This is a genomic window from Amycolatopsis alba DSM 44262 (assembly GCF_000384215.1).
Lineage (GTDB): Bacteria > Actinomycetota > Actinomycetes > Mycobacteriales > Pseudonocardiaceae > Amycolatopsis > Amycolatopsis alba.
The window spans coordinates 1,233,181-1,252,505 of record NZ_KB913032.1 but is presented as its reverse complement, the minus strand read 5'-3'; the positions used below and the strand labels follow the sequence as shown (position 1 = coordinate 1,252,505).

The following is a 19,325-nucleotide window of genomic DNA, read 5'->3' as shown; positions in this document are numbered from 1 at the left end:
CCTCAGTCCTCCACGGGTTTCGTCCAAGCCACCTGAACCAGTCCCGTCCCGTGCCGCCGTGAGACCAGCACGCCCCGACCCGCGGGCTGAGGCCCCGGCTTGACCTCGCCGAGCAGCGCGCCCTCGTCCCGCGATCCGGACATCACGAGACCGGGGGAACCCAGCTCGCGGATCCGTTGCAGCACGGGCTCGAACAGCGAACGCCCGGCGCCGCCGCTCCCGCGCGCGACAACGAGGTGAAGCCCGATGTCCCTCGCCTGCGGCAGGAATTCCAGCAGCGGCTGCAAGGGGTTCCGGCCGACGGTCGCGACCATTTCGTAGTCGTCGACGAGCACGAACAGATCCGGGCCCCGCCACCACGACCGGTTCCGCAGCTGCTCGGGAGTGACATCCGAGCCGGGAAGCCGGTTCCGCATGGCCTGCTGGCACTGTTCGATCAGCCCGGTCAGCGCGGTCTCGGACCCGGCGTAGCCGAGCAGATGCGACTCCGGCACCGCGCCCAGCATCCCGCGCCGGTAGTCGGCGACCACGATCGCCGCCTCCTCCGGCGAGTACTTGGCGGTGATGCCCTGCGCGATCGCGCGCAGGAGCGAACTCTTGCCGGACTCGACGTCGCCGAAGGCCACGAAATGCGGCTCGGTGGCGAAATCGAGGTACACCGGCTGCAGGTTCGACTCCGCGATGCCGAGGGTGACCTGCTTGCGCGGGCCGGCCTCCAGCGAGTCCAGCGGCACCTCGGCGGGGAGCAGGCGCACGGCGGGCGCGGGGCTTCCCTTCCACGCCGCGGAAATCCGCCGGTTCAGATCGAGGCCGCCGGCACCGACCGTGTCCGGCCGCTGGTCCGAATCGATGCGGGGGAGCGCCGCGAGGAAGTGCAGTTTGTCCGCGGTCAGCCCGCGGCCCGGCCGGTCCGCCGGGACGTTCTGCGCGATCTTGCGGTCGATCAGCGAGTCCGCCGGCTCACCCAGCCGCAGCTCGAACTTGGTGCCGATGGCGTCGCGCAGCGGCGCCCGCATGCCCATCCACTGGTTGATCGAGACGACGACGTGGATGCCGAAACCGAGCCCGCGCGACGCCAGGCTGGTGATCTGTTCCTCCAGCTGCTCGTATTCCTGGCGGATCGTGGTCCAGTTGTCCACGAACAGGAAGACGTCGCCGAATTCGCGGCCTTCCGTGCTCTCTCGGAACTCCGAACGCCGCTGGCGGAACGTCGTGATCGACTCGATGCCGTTGGCGGAGAAGAACTCCTCACGTTGTTCGAGCAGGGTCGTCAGTTCCGCCACCACCCGGCGGCAGCGCTGCGCGTCGCGCCTCGTCGCGTAGCCGGACACGTGGGGCAGCCCGGCGATCGGCGCCAGCGCGCCACCGCCCATGTCCAGCACGAACAGCTGGACCTCTTCCGGGGTGTGGGTGAGCGCGAGCATCGCGGCGAGGTCGCGCATCAGCGTGCTCTTGCCGCTCTGCGGCGCCCCGACGATCAGCGCGTGCCCGGCGGCACCGGAGAAATCGGCCCACAGCATGTCGCGCCGTTGTTCGAAGGGCTTGTCCACCAGGGCGACCGGGATCATCAGCTTGCCGTTGCCGCCCCAGCCGAGCGGGCACAAACCGCGTGCAGGGTCCTCGCCGAGCGGCGGCAGCAACTGGTCGAGAGTGGGCGGTTCGGCCAGCGGCGGCAGCCAGATCTGGTGCGCCTCCGGGCCCTTGCCTTCGATCCGGGAGATCATCGCGCCGATGATCGTCTCGCCGGTCCCCTTTTCGACTGGCTCCTCCGCCTCGACGGTCACCGGGATCTCCACCGGAGCCAGCGTGAACGGCATCAGCCCGAGGCTCTGCCCGTCCTTGCGCACGATCTTGCTGCGCGGCGGCAGCTCCCCCGAGACATACGCGGCCTTGAGCCTGATGAGGGTGTCGTTGTCGGACTTCAGGTACGCCGAACCCGGCACGGGCGGAAGCTGGTAGGCGTCCGCGACGCCGAGCACCGCGCGGCTCTCCGACGCGGAGAAGGTCCGCAGGCCGATCCGGTACGACAGATGCGAGTCCAGCCCGCGCAGCCGTCCCTCCTCCAGGCGCTGCGAAGCCAGCAGCAGGTGGATCCCGAGACTCCGCCCCAGCCGCCCGATCGCGACGAACAGGTCGATGAACTCCGGCCGGGAGGACAGCAGCTCGCTGAACTCGTCGATGATCACCAGCAAAGACGGCAGGGGTCGCAGGCTGACACCGGATTCCCTGGCCTTCTCGTAGTCCCGCACCGACGCGTAGTTCCCGGCCGCGTGCAGAAGCTCCTGACGTCGCTGCAGTTCACCGTTCAGCGCGTCCGCCATGCGGTCGACCAGCGCGAGGTCGTCGGACAGGTTGGTGATGACGGCGCAGGTGTGCGGCAGCCCGGTCATGCCGGCGAAGGTCGCGCCACCCTTGAAGTCGATCAGCGCGAGATTGAGCTTCTCCGAAGAATGCGTGACGGCGAGCGCGGTGACCAGCGTCCGCAGCAGTTCGCTCTTGCCGGACCCGGTCGCGCCGATGACCAGCCCGTGCGGGCCCATCCCGCCTTCCGCCGACTCCTTGAGGTCGAGGTCGACCGGCCTGCCCTCGGGGTTGATGCCCAGCGGGATCCGCAACCGGTCCCGTGCCGACCGCGGCGCCCAGGTGACCGTGGTGTCGGTGTCGCGCGGATCGCCGATGCCGAGCAGCCCGGCCAGTCCGAACGTCGCCGACATCGGCGCCTCGCTGACCACCGCCGCGCCCTGGAACAGCGGCGTCAGCATCCGGGCCAGCGCCTCGGCGGCCCCGCGGTCCAAGGTGTCCGGCGTGCCGAGGAAACCGAGCCGCTGTTCGGTCCCGTCGCCGACGACCATCCCGAGCTGCTCCGGGCTCGTGTGCAGGCTCAACAGCCGTTCGGACGACACCGATCGCGGCTGCTCCGAGCCGATCTCGATCACCGTGACACCGAGCCTGCCCTCTTCGGCGACGAGCCGCGCGTCCGCGAGGGTGTGCCCGCCGTCCACGATCACGACGACATGCGGCAGATCCAGCCGGGAGTCCGGACGGCGGGTGAACGCGGGCCGGTCGCCGAGGTCGGGGCCGAGAAGGTCGGCGAGCTTTCCGGAGTCGGCGTCGACGAGCCGTCGCGGACCGGCGGCGTCGGCGGCGGTGGAGGCGACATGCGGCAGCCATTTCGCCCATTCCCAGTCGTGCAGCCGGTCGTTCTTGACGCAGAGCGCGATCCGCAGGTCGCCGGGTGAATGGAAGGTCGCGAGCTGGGTCAGCACCGCCCGCGCGGTCCCGAGTGTGTCCGGGCGGCGTCCGGACAGGTTGACCTGCGCGAACGACCGCAGCGAGACCGCGACCGGGAGCCCTTCGACCGTCGAATAGGTCCGGATGAAGTGCTTCAGGTTGGTCGAGCACACCGGGTCGAGGTCTTCCAGCGGCACGGTTTGCGGCGCTTTCAACGGTGTCGCGAGCCGCTGCGGCCCGGTCCCGACGCGGACCTGCGCGAACTGCGAGTCGGACCGGCGGCGATCCCACAGCCTGCCGGTCTCGATGTACGCCCACAGATCCGCCGGATCGGGCTGCAACGCCGCCATGGCCGCGCGCTGGTTGTCCGCGATTTCGCGGACCTGGCCGCGCAAACCGGTCAGATACCGCTGGTAGTCCCGGCGCTCCTCGTTGATCTGGGCCTTCTTCGCCGCGCCGCCACGCCCGAGTGACATCACGACCATGCCCACCATCGCGGTGAGGAACAACGCGCCGAAGATGTACGTCATCACCCCGCCGTCGCGTCCGATGTAGACGAACGACATGGCGCCCATGCCCAGCATCATCGGCATGAACATCAGCAGCTGCATGGCTCCGCCGGAGGAGCCCTTCGGCAGCATCGGCGGGGACTGCAGGACGATTTCACCGGGCTGCTCGCCCAGGGCCGGCAGGCGGTCGCGAGGGGTGCTCATCAGGGTCTTTCTGGCCGCTTGTGGGTAATCCTGCCGATCATTCTGGCCACTCGTGCCGCCGTTGCGGTGGGTACTTTTGCCGTCCGCTCACGTCTGGTGGCGAACTTACGCTGCTGGTCAACGCAGACGTGGGGGAACGAGAAAAGGAGAGCCATGGTCGGCACGGGCGAGTACCGGGCGGAGCCCGAGGCCATGCGCTCGGCGGTCGGGAACCTGGGCGGCATCATCATGCAGGGCATCAATGTCGTCGCCGACCTCGAACGCACCGTCCTGCAGCCGATGTCGTTCGCCACCTTCGGCAGCGCGGTGGCGGCGGCCAATACGGCCATGCAGAGCCAGCAGGTGGTGGCGGTACGCACGCTCCTGCAGCTGCTGCAGCAGATCAACGGCTTCATCAAGAGCAGCGCCGACGCCTACCAGGCCGCCGACGAGGCGGTCGCGGGCGGATTCGGCGGTCGTCCCGGAGGCGGCGCGGGGTCGACGTCGTCGATCTGGGGGAACTCGCACGCGTCCGAACTGGCGACGCTGGCCATCAACGACAGCGCCGGCGGCAACGGCGAGCCGTCTTCGGTCGGCAACGTGCTGCGCTATCTGGGGGACGCGCGGCTGGGGCAGCTCGGCGACCACCCGATCACCGACACGCGGTTCCACGGCGTCTCGGACTTCAACGACTGGCTGGCCGGTGACGCCGACAACCAGGCGCGGGCCGGGGTCATCGAGGTCTACGCCGGTACGGCGCGCAACTTCGGTGACGTGCCGGGCGGGGTGCACAGCGGAGACGTCGTCGTGGTGGAACCGCTCCTGTTCTCCGACAGCAAGCCGATCATCGCCATCGCCGGAGAAGGCGGGCTGCTCTACAACCACGGAATCGTCGAAGCGGACATCAACGGCCTGGCGAAGGTCAGCGTCTACCGCCCGGCTTCCGTCTGACTTCCGGGAGGAGCGACATGCTGACTTACCCCAATTCCAGCGCGATGGACGCGACAGCGGGCTCGGGCGGGCCGATCACCATCCTGCCGCAGATCCTCACCGGCCAGCCGGAACAGATCGCGAAGCACGTACTCGAGGTGCTCAAGAAGGCCAACGAGTTCCTCACCATGTACAACGAGGTGACGAAGGCCGCCGAGCAGCTGGGCAAGATCTGGTCCGGTGGCGCGTCGGACTCGGCGATGAAGAAGATCACCGACTCGCTGAACTCGCTGACCAAGATCATCCAGGTCGTGCAGAAGGGCGCCGAGCTGCTCGGCATCGCCGGGACGCTGATCAAGACCGCGCAGACCGCCTACAAAGCGGTGGTCTCGGCGGTGAACCCGACGGTCGCGGGCCTGATGTCGAATCCGTGGACCTACGGCGCCGCCGTCGCGCTTTCCACCGCCACCAGCGCTTCGCTGCGCGCGTTCATTACAGCGATCGGCGCGCTGCTGAAGGCGCTCGGCGTGGTCGACCTCGCCAACCAGATCACCCAGATCGCCACCATCATCGGCGAGGTCCAGAAACTGTTCGGGCACAACGACGCCGGGGACAACGGCGCGGCGGGCAACTCGGCGGTCTCCGGCACCCCGGTCACCAACCCGCAGGCGCCGGGCTCGGTCGCCAGCGGTTCGGGACAGGCCGCGGTCGGCGGTTCCGGCGGTGGCGCGGGCGGTGGTGCGGGCGGCGCTTCCGGTGGTGGCACGACGCCGGGCCAGACGCCGCCGTTCACCCAGTACCGGCCGCCCGCGCTGGGCGGCAACGGTTCCCAGGGCAACTGGCCGGGCGGCGCGGACTCGTGGATCCCGGTGGACAGACCGTCCGGCGGTGGTTCCGGTTCCGGCGGCTCGCTGCCGAGCGCCGGCAACGGCAACCAGGTCACCATCACCACCGACCTGAGCACCGGCAAGTCCACCGTGCAGGCGCCGGGCGGGCAGGACATCGATATCGACATCGACATGAACTTCGGCGGCAAGCACTTCGAGCAGCACATCGACATCGACGCAGGAGCCGACTCACCGGCGAAGGGCAGGTAAACCGTGTCGGGGAGCGGTGTGGTCGACGCGTCGGGCGTCGTCAGCTCGATCCTGTCGAACTATCGGCGGCTCGTGGTCGAGTACCAGCGACGGGTCACCGGTGACCCGTCGGCGCTGAACGCGGCCGGCCAGCGGTGCGGTGAGCGGGCGTCGACGGTTTCGGGCCGGGCGGACGAGGTCGGCAAGGCGGCGAAGGCGCTCAACGCGTCCTGGGAGGGCGACGCCTACACCGCGTTCGCCACGTCCGCGGCGAAACTGAGCGAGGAACTCGGTGAGCTCGGCGCGAAGCTGAGCGACCAGTCGAACCGGCTGCGGGCGGGCGCGCAGGCCCTGCAGGGCGCGAAGTCCTGTGTGGACTCGATTCTCGCCCAGTTCGACCAGTACGCCGCGCAGCTCACCAGCCAGGCGCGGACGGCGAACGCGAACGCGGTCAACGCGTTCATCTCCGCCGCCCGGCAGCTCGGTGAACGGGCTGCTCAGGCGGCGCAAGAGATCGCTGACGAGCTGAGCGAGGAACTCGCGCGCCTGTTCCCGCCGGAGGGCACCGGCCGGATCGAGCACGAACTCGGCAAATGGGGCCGCGGCCCGTTGCACTGGCTCAACGGCGAAGCGCTCGACGGCCGCAAGCGCCCGCGCTCGCAGCCTTCCTGGTTCGGCAATTCCGGCTGGAAGAAGCTCACCTGGGATGGTCTCGAAGGCACGCGCGCCCCGCGTGCCGGCGACACGCCGTTCGGCAGGCCGAAGCCGGATGGCCTGCGCGACAAGGCCTGGGGCAACACCGAGATCACGTATGCCAAGTGGAAGCAGGAGCAGGACGGCTTCACCCCCGGCTGGGACGCCAAGGTCTCCTCGCAGGGTTGGGACGTCAAGGCGTCCGGTCACGCGGAACTCGCCGCCTTCAAGGAAGAACTCGAAGGCAAGAAGGAATGGGGCGTCGCTTCGGGCAGCGCCAAGGGCACCGCGTTCCTCGGCGGCGAGGTGAACGGTTCGCTCCAGGCCGGCGCGCACGGTGTCGGTGTGCACGCCAACGCCTTCGTCGGCGGTAAGATCGAAGGCGAGCTCGCGGCGGACGTGGCCGGAGTGGGCGTCGGCGCGAGTGGCACCCTCCAGTACGGACTCGGCGCGCAGCTCGACGGCCAGGCCGTCTACGACGCCGGGCACATCAAGGTCAACTTCAAGGCGGGTGTCGCGCTCGGCCTCGGTGCCGGGCTCGGCGCGAAGATCGACATCGACCTGCCGAAGATCGCGGACACCGTCGGCGAATACGGCGGCGCGGCCGTCGACGCGGTGAGCGGTGCGGCCGGCCAGGCGGCGGACGCCGTCGGCGAGGCGTGGGACGACGCGGTCTCCTACGTGGGCACGTGGTGACGGGGATGAACGCGATGGCGACGCAGGACCGGGTTTCCCTCCCGCTGGGATTCGACATCCCCGACGGGTGGGTGCCCGTCGAACCGGCGTCCGTCGGCGCCGAGGGCGCGGTCTTCGTGGCCGTGCGTTCCGGGACGGACGAGGAGTTCACCCCGAACATCACCCTGAGCGTGGGGCAGCGGCCCGACCAGGCGCAGATCACCGACATCGCCGACGAGGCCGTCGAACGTCTCGGCCGGTCGATGGCCGCGCTGGAAGTGGTGCGGCGCAAGGTGATCGGCACCGGCGTCGCGCCAGGGGTGACGCAGGTACTGCGCCTCCGCACCGGCGAGGGCCAGGACCTCGTACAGACGCAGGTGCAGCTGACCGTGCCGGGTGCGACCCCGGCCGAACGGCTGATCCTCGAGATCGCCTGCACCGCAACGCCCGAGGCGGCCCGCGGCCTCGGCGACGACTTCCGGCGGTTCGTGGGCAGTGTCCACGTCCGGCGGGATTTCACCGCAGATGAAGGAGAAGATTCGTGACCACCGACCCCTACGCCATGCCGGATATGGACGAGTTGCTGGACCAGGTCCGCAAGCAGACCGAAGAGGTGCAGCGCATCCAGCGTTCGGTCGAGGCGATGGAGGTCAAGGCGCACTCGCGGCAGAACGAGGTCACCGTCGTCCTGCGCGGTGACGGCCGGTTCACCTCGATCGACATCGACCCGCGCGCGCTGCGCCAGTACGACGCGCGCAACATCTCGGAGATCGTGCTGGAGGCGGTCAACAACGGGCTGCAGAAACTGGCCGAGGCCAGCAGCGCCAAATTCGCCCCGGTCATCGAGTCCGCCAAGTCGATCGAAGCATGACGGCCGCGATCGCGGGCTCCACCCGGCGCGTCACGGTGGTGACACCGCGGGCGCGTGTCGATGTGGCGCTGCCGCAGCAGAGCACGTTCGCCGAACTCGTCCCGCAGCTCGTGCGGCTCGCGGGCGCTTCGGGACAGGCGTCGGCCGAGCATCCGGGCTGGGTGCTGTCCCGGCTCGGCGGTGCTCCGCTCGCGCTCGGGCTCACGGTCGCCGCGGCGCAGGTGCGCGACGGCGAAGTCCTCCACTTGACCCCGCGGGAACGCCCGCGGGGTCCGTTGCTGTTCGATGACGTCGTCGACTCGATCGCGAGTGTCGCCGAGTCGGGCACCGGCCGGTGGGGACCGTCGGTGGCGCGCAAGGCGGGCATCGTCGCGTCCGTGGTGCTGCTGCTCGCCGGTGGCCTGCTGGTGCAGGCGGCGGCGTCCGGCAGTGTGCTGGCGCCGATCGGGACCGGGCTGCTCGCGCTGGTACTGGTGCTGGGCGGTGGCGCGCTGAGCCGCGCGTACGGCGACGCGGAGGCCGGTGCCGCCGGCGCGCTCGCCGGGGTCGGCGCGGCACTGCTGGCCGGGATGTCGATCCTGCCGCCGCATCCGCTGTTCTCCCTGTCGGCCGGGCCGCTGGCCGCCGGACTCGCCGTGGTGACCGTGTACGGCGTGATCGCGGCCGTTTCGGTGGCCGACCGGCTGCCCTGGTTCGTCGCGGTGACCGTGTCGGCGGGGCTCGGCGCGATCACCACCGCCATCGTCCTGCTCGCCGACGTCCGCGCGGTTTCGGCGGCCGCCGTGGTCGCCGTCGTGGCGACGGCGCTGGCCGCGGTGGCGCCGATGATGGCGCTGCGGCTCGGCAGGCTGCCCCTGCCCAGGGTGCCCGACGACATGGACGCGTTCCGCGCCGACGAGAACCCTTCGCTCGGCGAGGACATGGTCGGCGGCACGACCTACGCGCAGTCGCTGCTGACCGGGCTGCTCGTCGCGCTCGGGCTCACCGTGGTCTCGGCGTCGGTGGTCCTGTCGTCTTCAGGCGGCGCTTGGGAAGCGGGCCTGTGCGCGCTGCTGGGGCTGGCGCTGATGCTGCGCTCGCGCGCGTTCGCGGGTCGTTCGCAGCGGCTCGTGCTCATCGGTTTCGGCGCGGCCGCGTTGGCGGCGGCCGGGTCCTGGCTCGCCGCGGGTGGTCCGCGTTCGTTCGTCTTCGCTGCGGGCTGCGCGGTCGTCGTCGCCGCGGGTGTCTGTCTCACTTACGCGACCCGTGTCGTGAAGGGACGCCGTTCGCCTTACTGGGCAAGGACTCTCGACATCGTCGAGTTCCTGGTGTTGCTTTCCCTGGTCCCGTTCGTCGGCATGATCGCCGGGGTCTACGAGGCCGTGCGCGGCTGACCTCTCCGCTCCACGCATTACGCCGTGGAGGACTCCTTCCCTACCCTCAGTGAGGAAAGGAGTCCTCCACGGACAGCCCCCTCAGTTCTCCAGCGCCAGCGGAAGGGTCCGCCGGACCGCCGTCGCGTGCCGTCCGTGCAGCGGGGTCACCGCGATCCCGCTCGGCCGCGCCGTTTCCGCTCCCGGTCGCCCGCCGACCCGGATGGTCACCTCGGACTTCTCCCGCCCGCCGGGCGATCGGTACAGCGTGTACGAAGTCGCGGTGAACGCCGAGCCTGGCACGTGAAGATCCAATGTCCGCGCGAGGTCCCGCTCCGACTTGGGCCGGTAGCAGACCTGCGACGCGCCGCCCCAGTCCCAGGAACGCCAGCCGTCCACCGGCGCGTCCTGACCACTCCCGAGCGCGACGCGCAGTTCTTCCGCCACCTCACCGGCTTCGAGCACGGTGCTCTCGAACCCGGCTTCGGCCAGCGCGCCCATGAGTGCCAGCGCCGCGCAGGCGGTGCTCCGCAGCGCGCCGAGTTCTCCGCCGCCGCGGGCGAGCGCCGCGATCGGCGCATCCTCGGGCCGGTATCGGACGGTGAGCCAGCGGACCCGGAGCAAGGACTGTCCATTAGGGACTGTCCAGGTCAGAAGCTGCGCGCTGGACAAGGGGATCCCGGTGCTCGCGTACGCCTCGCGCAGGATTCCGGTCAGTGTGTCGGGTCCGGGCTGCATGGCGCCGGGGGTGAGCCGGACGATGGCGCTCCAGCCGTCGCGGACCTCGGCGACACCGAAACGGTTGCCCGCACGGTCGACATGCTGGCGCACCCGGACGGGACCGGCGAGCCGGTGCAGCGGATCGGGGACCTCGTTCTTGTCGCGGCGCTTCAACCGGTAACCGGCCCAGGTGAGCAGCCAGCCGGCGGCGTGGCGCCCGGCGAACCGGACCGACGTCGTCAGCAGGAGGACACCGGCGGCCGCGGTGACGCTGATCCACCCGGCCTGCGGGATCCCGTCGACGGTCAAGGCGAGCAGGATCGCGATCCCGGCGATCTCCCAGAGCGCCGCCTGCAGCGGGCGGATCGGCAGCAGCCAGGGCAGCGGCGCCGCGCCCGCGACGCCGTGAGCGGGAGTCTGTTCCGGGGTCGGGCGGGGTGTCCCCACCGCCGGGGCTTCAACCGACAAGGAATTCCCCTTCTCCGTGCACGCGCTCGACGGTAGCCGCGCCCCGCGCGGGGGAGGGGCGTAAAAATTACCCTCACCGCCAACCGGGGCCGGAACCTAACGTGAGCACCCTCGAACGGGTGGGCACGAACGGCGGGGGACGGGAGCGTGTGGACGCAGCGGGACCAGATTCAGGCCTACCAATTCCTCCGCAGGAGACTGGTTTCGGCACTGGTCTCGGCTGACGCCAACCATCCGGTCGCCCCGAGCCGCAGGCTGGTCATCGGAACCCTGTGCGGACTCGGCGTCGCCTTGCTGGTCACCGCGGTGTTCGGCGTGCTCGGCCTGCTGAACCCCTCCGGCGGCAAGGATTGGCTGGCGGGCGGCAAGGTGATCGTCGAGGAGGGCACCGGCGCGCGGTACATCCTCGGCCAGGACGGCGCGCTGCATCCCGTGCTCAACTACGCTTCCGCGCGGCTGATGGCGGGCGGCAACGGCGAGGCCACAGTGACCGTCCCTTCGGACAAGCTCGCGAAGGCCCCGCGCGGTTCGCAGATCGGCATCCCCGGCGCCCCCGACTCGCTGCCGGCGGCGGCCGCGCTGGTGAACACCCCGTGGACGAGCTGCTCGCGGACGACCCAGGACGCGCCCGCGTCGGCCGAACCGGAGACGACGGTGCTCCTCGGCGCGCCCGCGTCCGGAGTCGACCTTCCGAAGGATCAGGCCGTGGTGGTCCGCGTCCCCGAGGGGGACCGGTATCTCGTGACGGCGGGACGCCGCTATCGGCTCACCTCGGAGGCCGCCACGGCGTTGCAGTTCGACACCTACCCGGCGATCGCGGTGTCCTCCCGGTGGATCGGCACCGTCGCCGCCGGACGCGATCTGGCCTACCGCGCGGTCGAAGACGCCGGGCGGCCCGGCCCGAAGGTCGGCGGCACCGCGACGAAGGTCGGTTCGGTGCTCGGGGTCGTCGACGCGATGGCGTCGCCCAACGACGCGACGTCCTACTACCTCGTCCACGCCGACGGGCTCGAACCGATCGGCCAGACCGCGGCGAGCCTGCTGATCAACACGCCGCAGAACGCGGACGCCTACAGCGGCGTCCCGGCCCCCGTCGCGGTGCGCGCGGCCGACGTCGCCGCGGTGCCGAAGGTCGGCACGGCGAGGGCGGGCGGGGCCGATCCCGCGGAGTATCCCGACCGGATCCCGCGAAAAGCGCCCGTTACCGGACAGTCCGTGACGTTATGCGCGCAGGGTTCTCGAATCGTTATCTCCGCACAGGTCCCGTTGCCGCAAGGTGCGAAGGCGATACCGGTGACGGCGCGCACGGACGCGTTGGTCGCCGACGCGGTCTTCGTGCCTCCGTCGGGAGGCGCGGTGGTGGCGGAATCCGGTTCCGGCACGGTCTACGTCGTGACCGACACAGGCCTGAAGTACCCGGTGGCGAGCAACGAGGCACTCGCTTCCCTCGGATACGGCCAAGCCGAACGGCAACCGGTTCCGAATGGATTACTGGCACTGGTTCCGCGCGGACCCGCGCTGGATCCGGCGCAGGCGGGCCGTGCGGTGTCCGCGGCAGGTGGGACGGGGTGAGCGGGAACGTGCAGATGACTGAAGACAGACCGGAGACCGACCGGGTCGACGTCGCGGTGATCGAAGACCATCCGTTGTACAGGCACGCCGTGGTCCGGGTCCTCACCGAGGCCGACGGGATCGAGCTGGGCGCGGTGGTCGATTCGGTCGCCCGGTTCCATGTGCATCCGCAGCCGCCGGGCAGTGTGGTGCTGCTCGACCTCGGTCTGCCGGGGATCGCCGGGGCGGCGGCCGTGCTCCAGGTGTGCGAACTGGGGCATCACGTGCTCGTGGTGTCCGCGCAGGCGGAGTCCGAGCAGGTGCTCGGCGCGATCGCCGCCGGTGCCAAGGGATTCCTGTCCAAGGACGTCGACGTCGACGAACTGCTGACCGCGATCAGGACGGTCGCGCAGGGGCGGGCTTATGTTTCCGCGGTGGTGGCCGGAATGATCATCAAGGACAACGCCGACCGGCCCGTGTCGGCTCCGGACGTCGCGCTCTCCGCGCGGGAGAAGCAGGTCCTCCGGCTGGTCGCGGCGGGCGAACGCGACGTCGACATCGCCCGCATCCTGGGCATCGGGGTCCGGACGGTCCGCGGTTACCTGGACCGGATCCGTGACAAACTCGGAGAGAGAAGGCGGGCCGGCCTGGTCCGCAAGGCCATCCAGCTCGGGCTCGCGTCTCCGCCGGAGGTGCCCGGCCCCTCGCGGCCTGTCGCGCCCCGCGACGACGCGGGCGGATTCGAAGGACGCCGGTGAACGCAGACGAGCAGCAGCCGAAACGCAGTACACCGATCAACGTCGGGGTGATCGAGGATCACCCGTTGTACCGGGACGCCGTCGCGCGCGTCCTCACCGAAGCGCCCGACATCGCGCTGGGCGCCGTCGCCGATTCCGTCGCGCGGTTCGCCGTCCAGGAGCAGCCTCCGGGCAGTGTGGTCGTCCTCGACCTCAAGCTGCGCGGCGTCCAGGACGCCGCCGCGGTGCTGGAAGTCGGGCAGATGGGGCACAAGGTGCTCGTGGTGTCCGCCCACGCCGAACAGCCCGAGGTGCTGGGCGCCATGCAGGCCGGGGCGAAGGGCTTCCTGTCCAAGGACGTCGACGGCGACGAACTCCTGCGCGCCATCCGCACCATCGCCGACGACAACGCGTACGTGTCGCCGACGCTGGCCGGAATGATCATCCAGGACAGCGAAGACCGCCACGCCGGTCCCAAGATCGTGCTGTCCGAACGGGAAAAGCAGGTGCTGCGGCTGGTCGCGGCGGGTGAACGGGACGTCGACGTGGCGGAGATCCTGAACATCAGCGTGCGGACGGTACGGTCCTATCTCGACCGGATCCGGGACAAGACCGGGGAACGCAGGCGGGCCGGTTTCGTGCGCGTGGCGATCCGCGAGGGCCTGCTGCGCTAGGACCGCGGTCCCGAGACGTGAAGGCATGTCGCGAAAGCCACTTTCGGGACACCTGACGTCGCGAAAGTGGCTTTCGCGACACCCTGGCCGCGGCCACACGTCCTGCTTCGGCCTTCAGTGACGCGGCCCCGAGAAGTTCACCCGCAGCGTGTAGACCGAACTGGACGCGGTGATGAACAGGTCGTTCCGCCGCGGCCCGCCGAAGGTCAGGTTCGAGCAGACCTCCGGCACGCGCAGTTTCCCGATCCGCGTGCCGTCGGGCGCGAAGCAGTGCAGGCCGTCGTGCGCGGCGGCCCAGACCCGCCCGGCGGCGTCCAGCCGTATCCCGTCGAAACCGCCGGCGTCACTGGTCGCGAAGATCCCGCCACCCGAGAGCTTCCCGCCGTCCATCGAGAAAACCCTGATGTGGCTGGGATCCTGCCGCGTGTCCGCGATGTAGAGCAGCGACTCGTCGAGGGAGAAGGCCAGCCCGTTCGGGCGCGTGAAGTCGTCCGCGACGATCCGCACGGACCCGTCCACCGGGTCGACGCGGTAGATGTGACAGGCGCCGATCTCGCTTTCCGCCTGATGTCCTTCGTAGTCGCTGTCGATCCCGTAACTGGGGTCGGTGAACCAGAGCGCGCCGTCCGAGCTTTCGACGACGTCGTTGGGGCTGTTGAACCTCTTGCCCTGATAGGTCTCCGCGAGCACGGTGGTGGTGCCGTCGTGCTCGGTGCGCGTCACCCGGCGGCCGCCCTGCTCGCAGCTGACGAGCCTGCCCTGGCGGTCGACGGTGTGCCCGTTGTGGAATCCGGCTGGCTCGCGGAACACGCCGACCGCGCCCGTGGTCTCGTCCCAGCGCAGGACGCGGTCGTTCGGGATGTCGCTGAAGACCAGGTACCGGCCGGCGGGGAAGTAGGCGGGCCCTTCGGTCCACCGGCAGCCGGTGTGCAGGCGTTGCATCCACTCGTCCCCGTTGACGCGGGCGAACCGCTCGTCGAGGACTTCGAAGTGAGCCTTGACCGTGTCCATGAGAAACCCCAGAGATCTGAATGAGATACTGCTATCATCATGAATCGCTGAACTTGATATGGTCAACCCATGGATGACGTGGATCGCATACTGCTCACGGAGTTGCAGCAGGACGCGACTCAGGCGTACGCGGCGCTCGGCAAGGCGGTCGGGTTGTCCGCGGGCGCCGCGCACGAGCGGGTCCGCAAACTGCGCGAACAGGGCGTCATCCGGCGCACGACCGTCGACGTCGACCCGGCGGCGGTCGGCCGGGGCGTGATGGCGTTCGTGCTGGTCGAGGCGAACTCGTGGATGGGCGACTCGCCGACCAAGGCCGCGCTGGAAGCGTTGCCGGAGGTCGTGGAGGCGCACATCATCGCGGGCCCGGCGTCGCTCCTGGTGAAGGTGCGCACGCCGACCACCGAGGAGTTGCAGGCGTCACTGCGCAGGCTCTACGCCATCGAAGGCGTCACAGGGACGCAGACGATCGTGGTGCTCGAGTCCTTCTTCGAGCGATCGGTGGACGCTAAAGGCGACGGTTCGCCAGAGCGCCCGTCGCCGCCCGTGCCTTCCCGCTGACCGCCGGATCCAGGTCGACGACCACGAGCTCCGGTCCGGGGCCCAGCTCGGCGAGGACGCGCCCGAACCCGTCGGACACCGTCGAGAAACCGATCCCCGTCGGGGCCTTCGGGTTCACCGGCGTCGCGGTGGTGGTCGGGTCGGCCTGCCCGCAGCCGACGACCCAGCAGCCCGAGTCGAGCGCGCGGGCGCGCACCAGGACGCCCCACTGCTCACGCTTGCCCTCGCCCGCGCCCCAGGACGTCGGCACGAGGACGATGTCGGCGCCGTCGTCGGCCAGCTTCCGGAACAGTTCGGGGAAACGGATGTCGTAACAGGTCGCGACACCGAACGTGATTCCGTCGAGCTCGAAGGTGACCGGTGCGGTCCCGGCGGCGACCGTATCGGACTCGGCGAACCCGAACGCGTCGTACAGATGGATCTTGTCGTAGCCGAAGTGGTGCCCGGCGCCGGTGACGAGCAGCGTGTTGCTCACGCGCCCGTCGGGCGACGGCGTGAACATGCCCGCGACGATCACGACGCCGTGCTCTTCGGCGATGGTCGCCACAGTGGACGCCCACGGCCCGTCCAGCGGTTGCGCGACGGGCTTCAGCGGACTGCCGAAGCGGGCCATCGTCGCCTCGGGGAAGACCACGATCCGCGCGCCGTCGGCCGCCGCGGCCGCCACGCCTTCGCGAATCAGCTTCAGGTTCGTTTCGGGATCCTCGCCCGCCGTGAGCTGGCACAACCCGATTCGCGGCACGGAGGCCTCCCTCATCGTGGGATCGCTGGTCACCACCCCAGTGTGCCTGCTCGGGGTGATCGGGCCACCTCGTACCCTTGACCCATGCTGAACCGTACCGACCTGCGTGGACAGGTCCCGTCCGTTGCCGAACTCAGGAGCACGCTCCCGCGTGCCGAGTACGACGTGGACGCGGCGCTGCATCACGTCCGGCCGGTGGTCGAGGCGGTCCGCGATCGCGGCGTCGAGGCGGTTCTCGAGTACACCGAGAAGTTCGACAAGGTCCGCCCATCCGGTGTCCGCGTGGCCGCCGCGGAGCTCACCGGCGCGCTCGCGAACCTGGACCCGGCCGTCCGCGCGGCGCTGGAGGAGTCCATCGTCCGCGCCAGGAAGGTCCACGGCGATCAGCGCCGTCAGGACGTCACGACCGAGGTCGTCGACGGCGGCACGGTCACCGAGCGCTGGATCCCGGTCGAGCGCGTCGGGCTGTACGCGCCCGGCGGGCTCGCGGTGTACCCCTCGACCGTGGTGATGAACGTCGTCCCGGCACAGATCGCCGGCGTCGGCACGCTCGTGCTGTGCTCGCCGCCGCAGGCCGCGTTCGGCGGGCTCCCGCACCCGACGATCCTGGCCGCCGCCGAACTGCTCGGCGTCGACGAGGTCTGGGCCGTCGGCGGCGCGCAGGCCGTCGCGCTGCTCGCGTACGGCGGCACCGACACCGACGGCGCGACGCTGGAGCCGGTCGACGTCGTCACCGGACCGGGCAACATCTACCTCACGGCGGCCAAGCGGCTGCTGCGCGGCGTCATCGGCATCGACTCCGAGGCTGGCCCGACCGAGATCGCGATCCTCGCCGATGAAACCGCAGACCCGGTGCACGTCGCCGCCGACCTGATCAGCCAGGCCGAGCACGACCCGCTCGCCGCGAGCGTGCTGGTCACCACGTCCGAGGAACTCGCGGACGCGGTCGACAAGGAACTCACCGGCCGCGTCGCCGCGACCAAGCACTCCGAACGCGTGACGGAGGCCTTGGGCGGCAAGCAGTCCGGCATCATCCTGGTGTCCACCGTGGAGGACGGCATCCGCGTCGTCGACGCGTACGCCGCGGAACACCTGGAGATCCAGACCGCGGACGCACGCGCGGTGGCGGCCCGCGTGCGCAACGCGGGCGCGATCTTCGTCGGGGCGTACGCGCCGGTCTCGCTCGGCGACTACTGCGCCGGCTCGAACCACGTCCTGCCCACGGGCGGGTTCGCACGGCACTCGTCCGGGCTTTCGGTGCAGAGCTTCCTCAAGGGCGTGCACGTCGTCGACTACAGCGAGGACGCGCTGCGCGAGATCGCCGGCCGCGTCGTCGCGCTGGCGAACGCCGAGGACCTGCCCGCGCACGGCGAGGCCATCACGGCACGGTTCGAGGGGGAGCGGGCATGAGCATCGGCGAGGAGATCACGCTCGACGCGCTCCCGCTGCGGGAGGACCTGCGGGGCAAGACCCCGTACGGCGCGCCGCAGCTCGACGTGCCGATCCGGCTCAACACCAACGAAAACCCGTACCCGCCACCGGACGCGCTGGTGGCCGACGTCGCCGAGGCCATCCGCGCCGAAGCCGCTTCGCTGCACCGCTACCCGGATCGCGACGCCGTCGCGTTGCGGCAGGACCTCGCGGACTACCTCGCGGTGTCCACCGGCGTGCTGGTGTCGGAGTCGAACGTGTGGGCCGCCAACGGGTCCAACGAGATCCTGCAGCAGATCCTGCAGGCCTTCGGCGGCCCCGGCCGGTCGGCGCTGGGCTTCGAGCCGTCGTACTCGATGCACCCGATCATCTCGGCGGGCACCCGCACCGACTGGCTGCCGGTGCCGCGCCGCGACGATTTCAGCCTCGACACCGAGAAGGCCGCCGCGCTGGTGAGCGAGCGCCGTCCGGACATCGTCTTCGTGACCAGCCCGAACAACCCGACCGGCGGGTCGATCCCGTTCGGCGAGCTGCGCGGGCTGCTCGAAGCGGCGCCGGGGATCGTGGTGGTCGACGAGGCGTACGCGGAGTTCTCGTCGCAGCCGAGCGCCGTCGAGCTGCTGGAGGAATACCCGGCGAAGCTGATCGTTTCGCGCACGATGAGCAAGGCGTTCGCCTTCGCCGGTGGGCGGCTCGGTTACCTGGCGGCCGCGCCCGCGATCGTCGACGCGCTGCAACTGGTGCGGCTGCCGTATCACCTTTCGAAACTCACGCAGGCCGCCGCGCGGGCCGCGCTGCGGCACGCGGACGCCACCCTCGCCTCGGTCGCCAAACTCGCGGCCGAACGCGACAGGGTGGTGGAAGCGTTGCTGGGCTTGGGATTCACGCTGGTCCCGAGCGACGCGAACTTCGTCCTCTTCGGACGGTTCGCGGACGCGCCAGCGGCCTGGAAGTCCTATTTGGACAACGGCGTGCTGATCAGGGACGTCGGCATCGAAGGACACCTGCGGGTGACCATCGGGACGCCGGAAGAGAACGACGCCTTTCTCGAGGCCAGCAAGGAGGTGCCGCGATGAGTCGCGTCGGCAAGGTGGACCGCACCACCAGTGAATCGTCCATTTCGGTCCAGCTCGACCTGGACGGCACGGGACAGGTGGAGATCGACACCGGTGTCCCGTTCTACGACCACATGCTCACCGCGTTCGGCGTGCACGGCTCGCTCGACCTCAAGGTGCAGGCGACCGGTGACGTGCACATCGACGCGCACCACACCGTCGAGGACACCGCGATCGTGCTCGGCCAGGCGCTGCGGCAGGCGCTCGGCGACAAGAGCGGTATCCGCCGGTTCGGCGACGCGTGGATCCCCATGGACGAGACGCTCGCGCACGCCGCGATCGACGTCTCCGGGCGCCCGTACTGCGTGCATCTCGGTGAGCCGGAGCAGTTCAACAGCTTCACCATCGGCGGGAACTACCCGTTCGTGCTGACGCGGCACGTGTTCGACTCGCTGTCGTTCCACGCGCAGATCGCGCTGCACGTGCGGGTGCTGCACGGCCGGGACCCGCACCACATCGCGGAGGCGGAGTACAAGGCCGTTGCGCGCGCCCTGCGTGCCGCGACCGAGCCGGACCCGCGCGCCGGCGGCATTCCGTCGACCAAGGGCGTCCTCTAGTCCCGCGTGGGGTCGCACCCGGCGCGGTCGGGTGGGGTCGGATGTGGCAGCCTGGCGGGCATGAGCAACTCGACCATCGCCGTGCTGTTGTTCGCGCTCGGCGGCTTCCTGATCGGCGGCGTCTACGCGACCTGGAAGAGCGTCAAGTTCATGGCCATCGTGCTGGGGCTCGGCGCGCTTCTGGCGATCGGCGGCGCCATCGCCTGGCTGGCCTGAGCTGACCTGAAGTACGTGAAGGCCC

18 protein-coding genes are annotated in these 19,325 nt (G+C 70.3%); 14 read left to right on the top strand and 4 right to left on the bottom strand.

What is annotated here, in order from left to right; translation table 11 throughout:
• Positions 1–2: 2 nt before the first annotated feature.
• Positions 3–3,944, bottom strand: a complete 3,942-nt coding sequence (locus tag AMYAL_RS0105745) for a type VII secretion protein EccC (protein ID WP_020630359.1) — start codon at positions 3,942–3,944, stop codon at positions 3–5.
• A gap of 153 nt (positions 3,945–4,097) precedes the next feature.
• Between AMYAL_RS0105745 and AMYAL_RS0105740 the strand changes: the two genes are divergently transcribed.
• Genes AMYAL_RS0105740 through eccD form a run of 6 tightly spaced genes read left to right on the top strand, consistent with a single transcriptional unit; the run spans position 4,098 to position 9,541 of the window.
• On the top strand, positions 4,098–4,874 hold the full coding sequence (locus tag AMYAL_RS0105740; RefSeq protein ID WP_020630358.1) for a WXG100 family type VII secretion target: 777 nt from the start codon (positions 4,098–4,100) through the stop codon (positions 4,872–4,874).
• 17 nt (positions 4,875–4,891) lie between these two features.
• Entirely contained in the window at positions 4,892–5,950 is a 1,059-nt protein-coding gene (locus AMYAL_RS0105735) for a hypothetical protein (RefSeq protein WP_020630357.1), read from the top strand.
• Positions 5,951–5,968: 18 nt separating this feature from the next.
• Positions 5,969–7,318, top strand: coding sequence for a WXG100 family type VII secretion target (locus tag AMYAL_RS0105730; protein WP_020630356.1), 1,350 nt, complete (start codon positions 5,969–5,971; stop codon positions 7,316–7,318).
• A gap of 14 nt (positions 7,319–7,332) precedes the next feature.
• A complete protein-coding gene (locus AMYAL_RS0105725) occupies positions 7,333–7,842 on the top strand; it encodes a hypothetical protein (RefSeq protein ID WP_026466779.1) in 510 nt (169 codons plus the stop codon).
• Complete coding sequence (locus AMYAL_RS0105720; protein WP_005155307.1) at positions 7,839–8,168, top strand: YbaB/EbfC family nucleoid-associated protein; 330 nt, start codon at positions 7,839–7,841, stop codon at positions 8,166–8,168. The genes AMYAL_RS0105725 and AMYAL_RS0105720 overlap by 4 nt, the downstream gene beginning before the upstream one ends.
• Positions 8,165–9,541, top strand: a complete 1,377-nt coding sequence (gene eccD, locus AMYAL_RS0105715) for a type VII secretion integral membrane protein EccD (RefSeq protein ID WP_020630354.1) — start codon at positions 8,165–8,167, stop codon at positions 9,539–9,541. The genes AMYAL_RS0105720 and eccD overlap by 4 nt, the downstream gene beginning before the upstream one ends.
• Before the next feature lie 81 nt (positions 9,542–9,622).
• Here the strand turns inward: eccD and AMYAL_RS0105710 are convergent, their stop codons facing one another.
• Positions 9,623–10,708 carry a type VII secretion protein EccE gene (locus AMYAL_RS0105710; protein ID WP_425332170.1) on the bottom strand — a complete coding sequence of 362 codons (1,086 nt, stop codon included), beginning with the start codon at positions 10,706–10,708 and terminating at the stop codon, positions 9,623–9,625.
• A gap of 147 nt (positions 10,709–10,855) precedes the next feature.
• Between AMYAL_RS0105710 and eccB the strand changes: the two genes are divergently transcribed.
• Genes eccB through AMYAL_RS0105695 form a run of 3 tightly spaced genes read left to right on the top strand, consistent with a single transcriptional unit; the run spans position 10,856 to position 13,670 of the window.
• Complete coding sequence (gene eccB / locus AMYAL_RS0105705) at positions 10,856–12,280, top strand: type VII secretion protein EccB (RefSeq protein WP_020630352.1); 1,425 nt, start codon at positions 10,856–10,858, stop codon at positions 12,278–12,280.
• Between the two features lie 14 nt (positions 12,281–12,294).
• Positions 12,295–13,017 carry a response regulator transcription factor gene (locus AMYAL_RS0105700; RefSeq protein ID WP_245192808.1) on the top strand — a complete coding sequence of 241 codons (723 nt, stop codon included), beginning with the start codon at positions 12,295–12,297 and terminating at the stop codon, positions 13,015–13,017.
• Entirely contained in the window at positions 13,014–13,670 is a 657-nt protein-coding gene (locus tag AMYAL_RS0105695) for a response regulator (protein WP_020630350.1), read from the top strand. Before AMYAL_RS0105700 ends, AMYAL_RS0105695 begins: the two co-directional genes overlap by 4 nt.
• Before the next feature lie 114 nt (positions 13,671–13,784).
• Here the strand turns inward: AMYAL_RS0105695 and AMYAL_RS0105690 are convergent, their stop codons facing one another.
• The gene (locus tag AMYAL_RS0105690) at positions 13,785–14,681 is read right to left on the bottom strand and encodes an SMP-30/gluconolactonase/LRE family protein (protein WP_020630349.1); all 897 of its coding nucleotides are present in this window, start codon (positions 14,679–14,681) and stop codon (positions 13,785–13,787) included.
• 69 nt (positions 14,682–14,750) lie between these two features.
• Here AMYAL_RS0105690 and AMYAL_RS0105685 point away from each other — a divergent pair, with 69 nt between their 5' ends.
• A complete protein-coding gene (locus tag AMYAL_RS0105685) occupies positions 14,751–15,239 on the top strand; it encodes an Lrp/AsnC family transcriptional regulator (protein WP_020630348.1) in 489 nt (162 codons plus the stop codon).
• On the opposite strand, the gene AMYAL_RS0105680 is transcribed toward AMYAL_RS0105685, so the two are convergent.
• Positions 15,187–15,981, bottom strand: a complete 795-nt coding sequence (locus AMYAL_RS0105680) for a carbon-nitrogen hydrolase family protein (RefSeq protein ID WP_026466778.1) — start codon at positions 15,979–15,981, stop codon at positions 15,187–15,189. The two genes, AMYAL_RS0105685 and AMYAL_RS0105680, sit on opposite strands and share 53 nt — an antisense overlap.
• A gap of 84 nt (positions 15,982–16,065) precedes the next feature.
• Between AMYAL_RS0105680 and hisD the strand changes: the two genes are divergently transcribed.
• The 4 genes from hisD to AMYAL_RS49835 are packed head-to-tail and all read left to right on the top strand — an operon-like array spanning position 16,066 to position 19,300.
• Entirely contained in the window at positions 16,066–17,391 is a 1,326-nt protein-coding gene (hisD, locus tag AMYAL_RS0105675) for a histidinol dehydrogenase (RefSeq protein ID WP_020630346.1), read from the top strand.
• Positions 17,388–18,488, top strand: coding sequence for a histidinol-phosphate transaminase (locus tag AMYAL_RS0105670; RefSeq protein ID WP_020630345.1), 1,101 nt, complete (start codon positions 17,388–17,390; stop codon positions 18,486–18,488). Before hisD ends, AMYAL_RS0105670 begins: the two co-directional genes overlap by 4 nt.
• Positions 18,485–19,084, top strand: a complete 600-nt coding sequence (hisB, locus tag AMYAL_RS0105665; RefSeq protein WP_020630344.1) for an imidazoleglycerol-phosphate dehydratase HisB — start codon at positions 18,485–18,487, stop codon at positions 19,082–19,084. Before AMYAL_RS0105670 ends, hisB begins: the two co-directional genes overlap by 4 nt.
• A 60-nt stretch (positions 19,085–19,144) precedes the next feature.
• Complete coding sequence (locus AMYAL_RS49835) at positions 19,145–19,300, top strand: hypothetical protein (RefSeq protein ID WP_020630343.1); 156 nt, start codon at positions 19,145–19,147, stop codon at positions 19,298–19,300.
• The last annotated feature ends 25 nt before the right edge of the window (positions 19,301–19,325 follow it).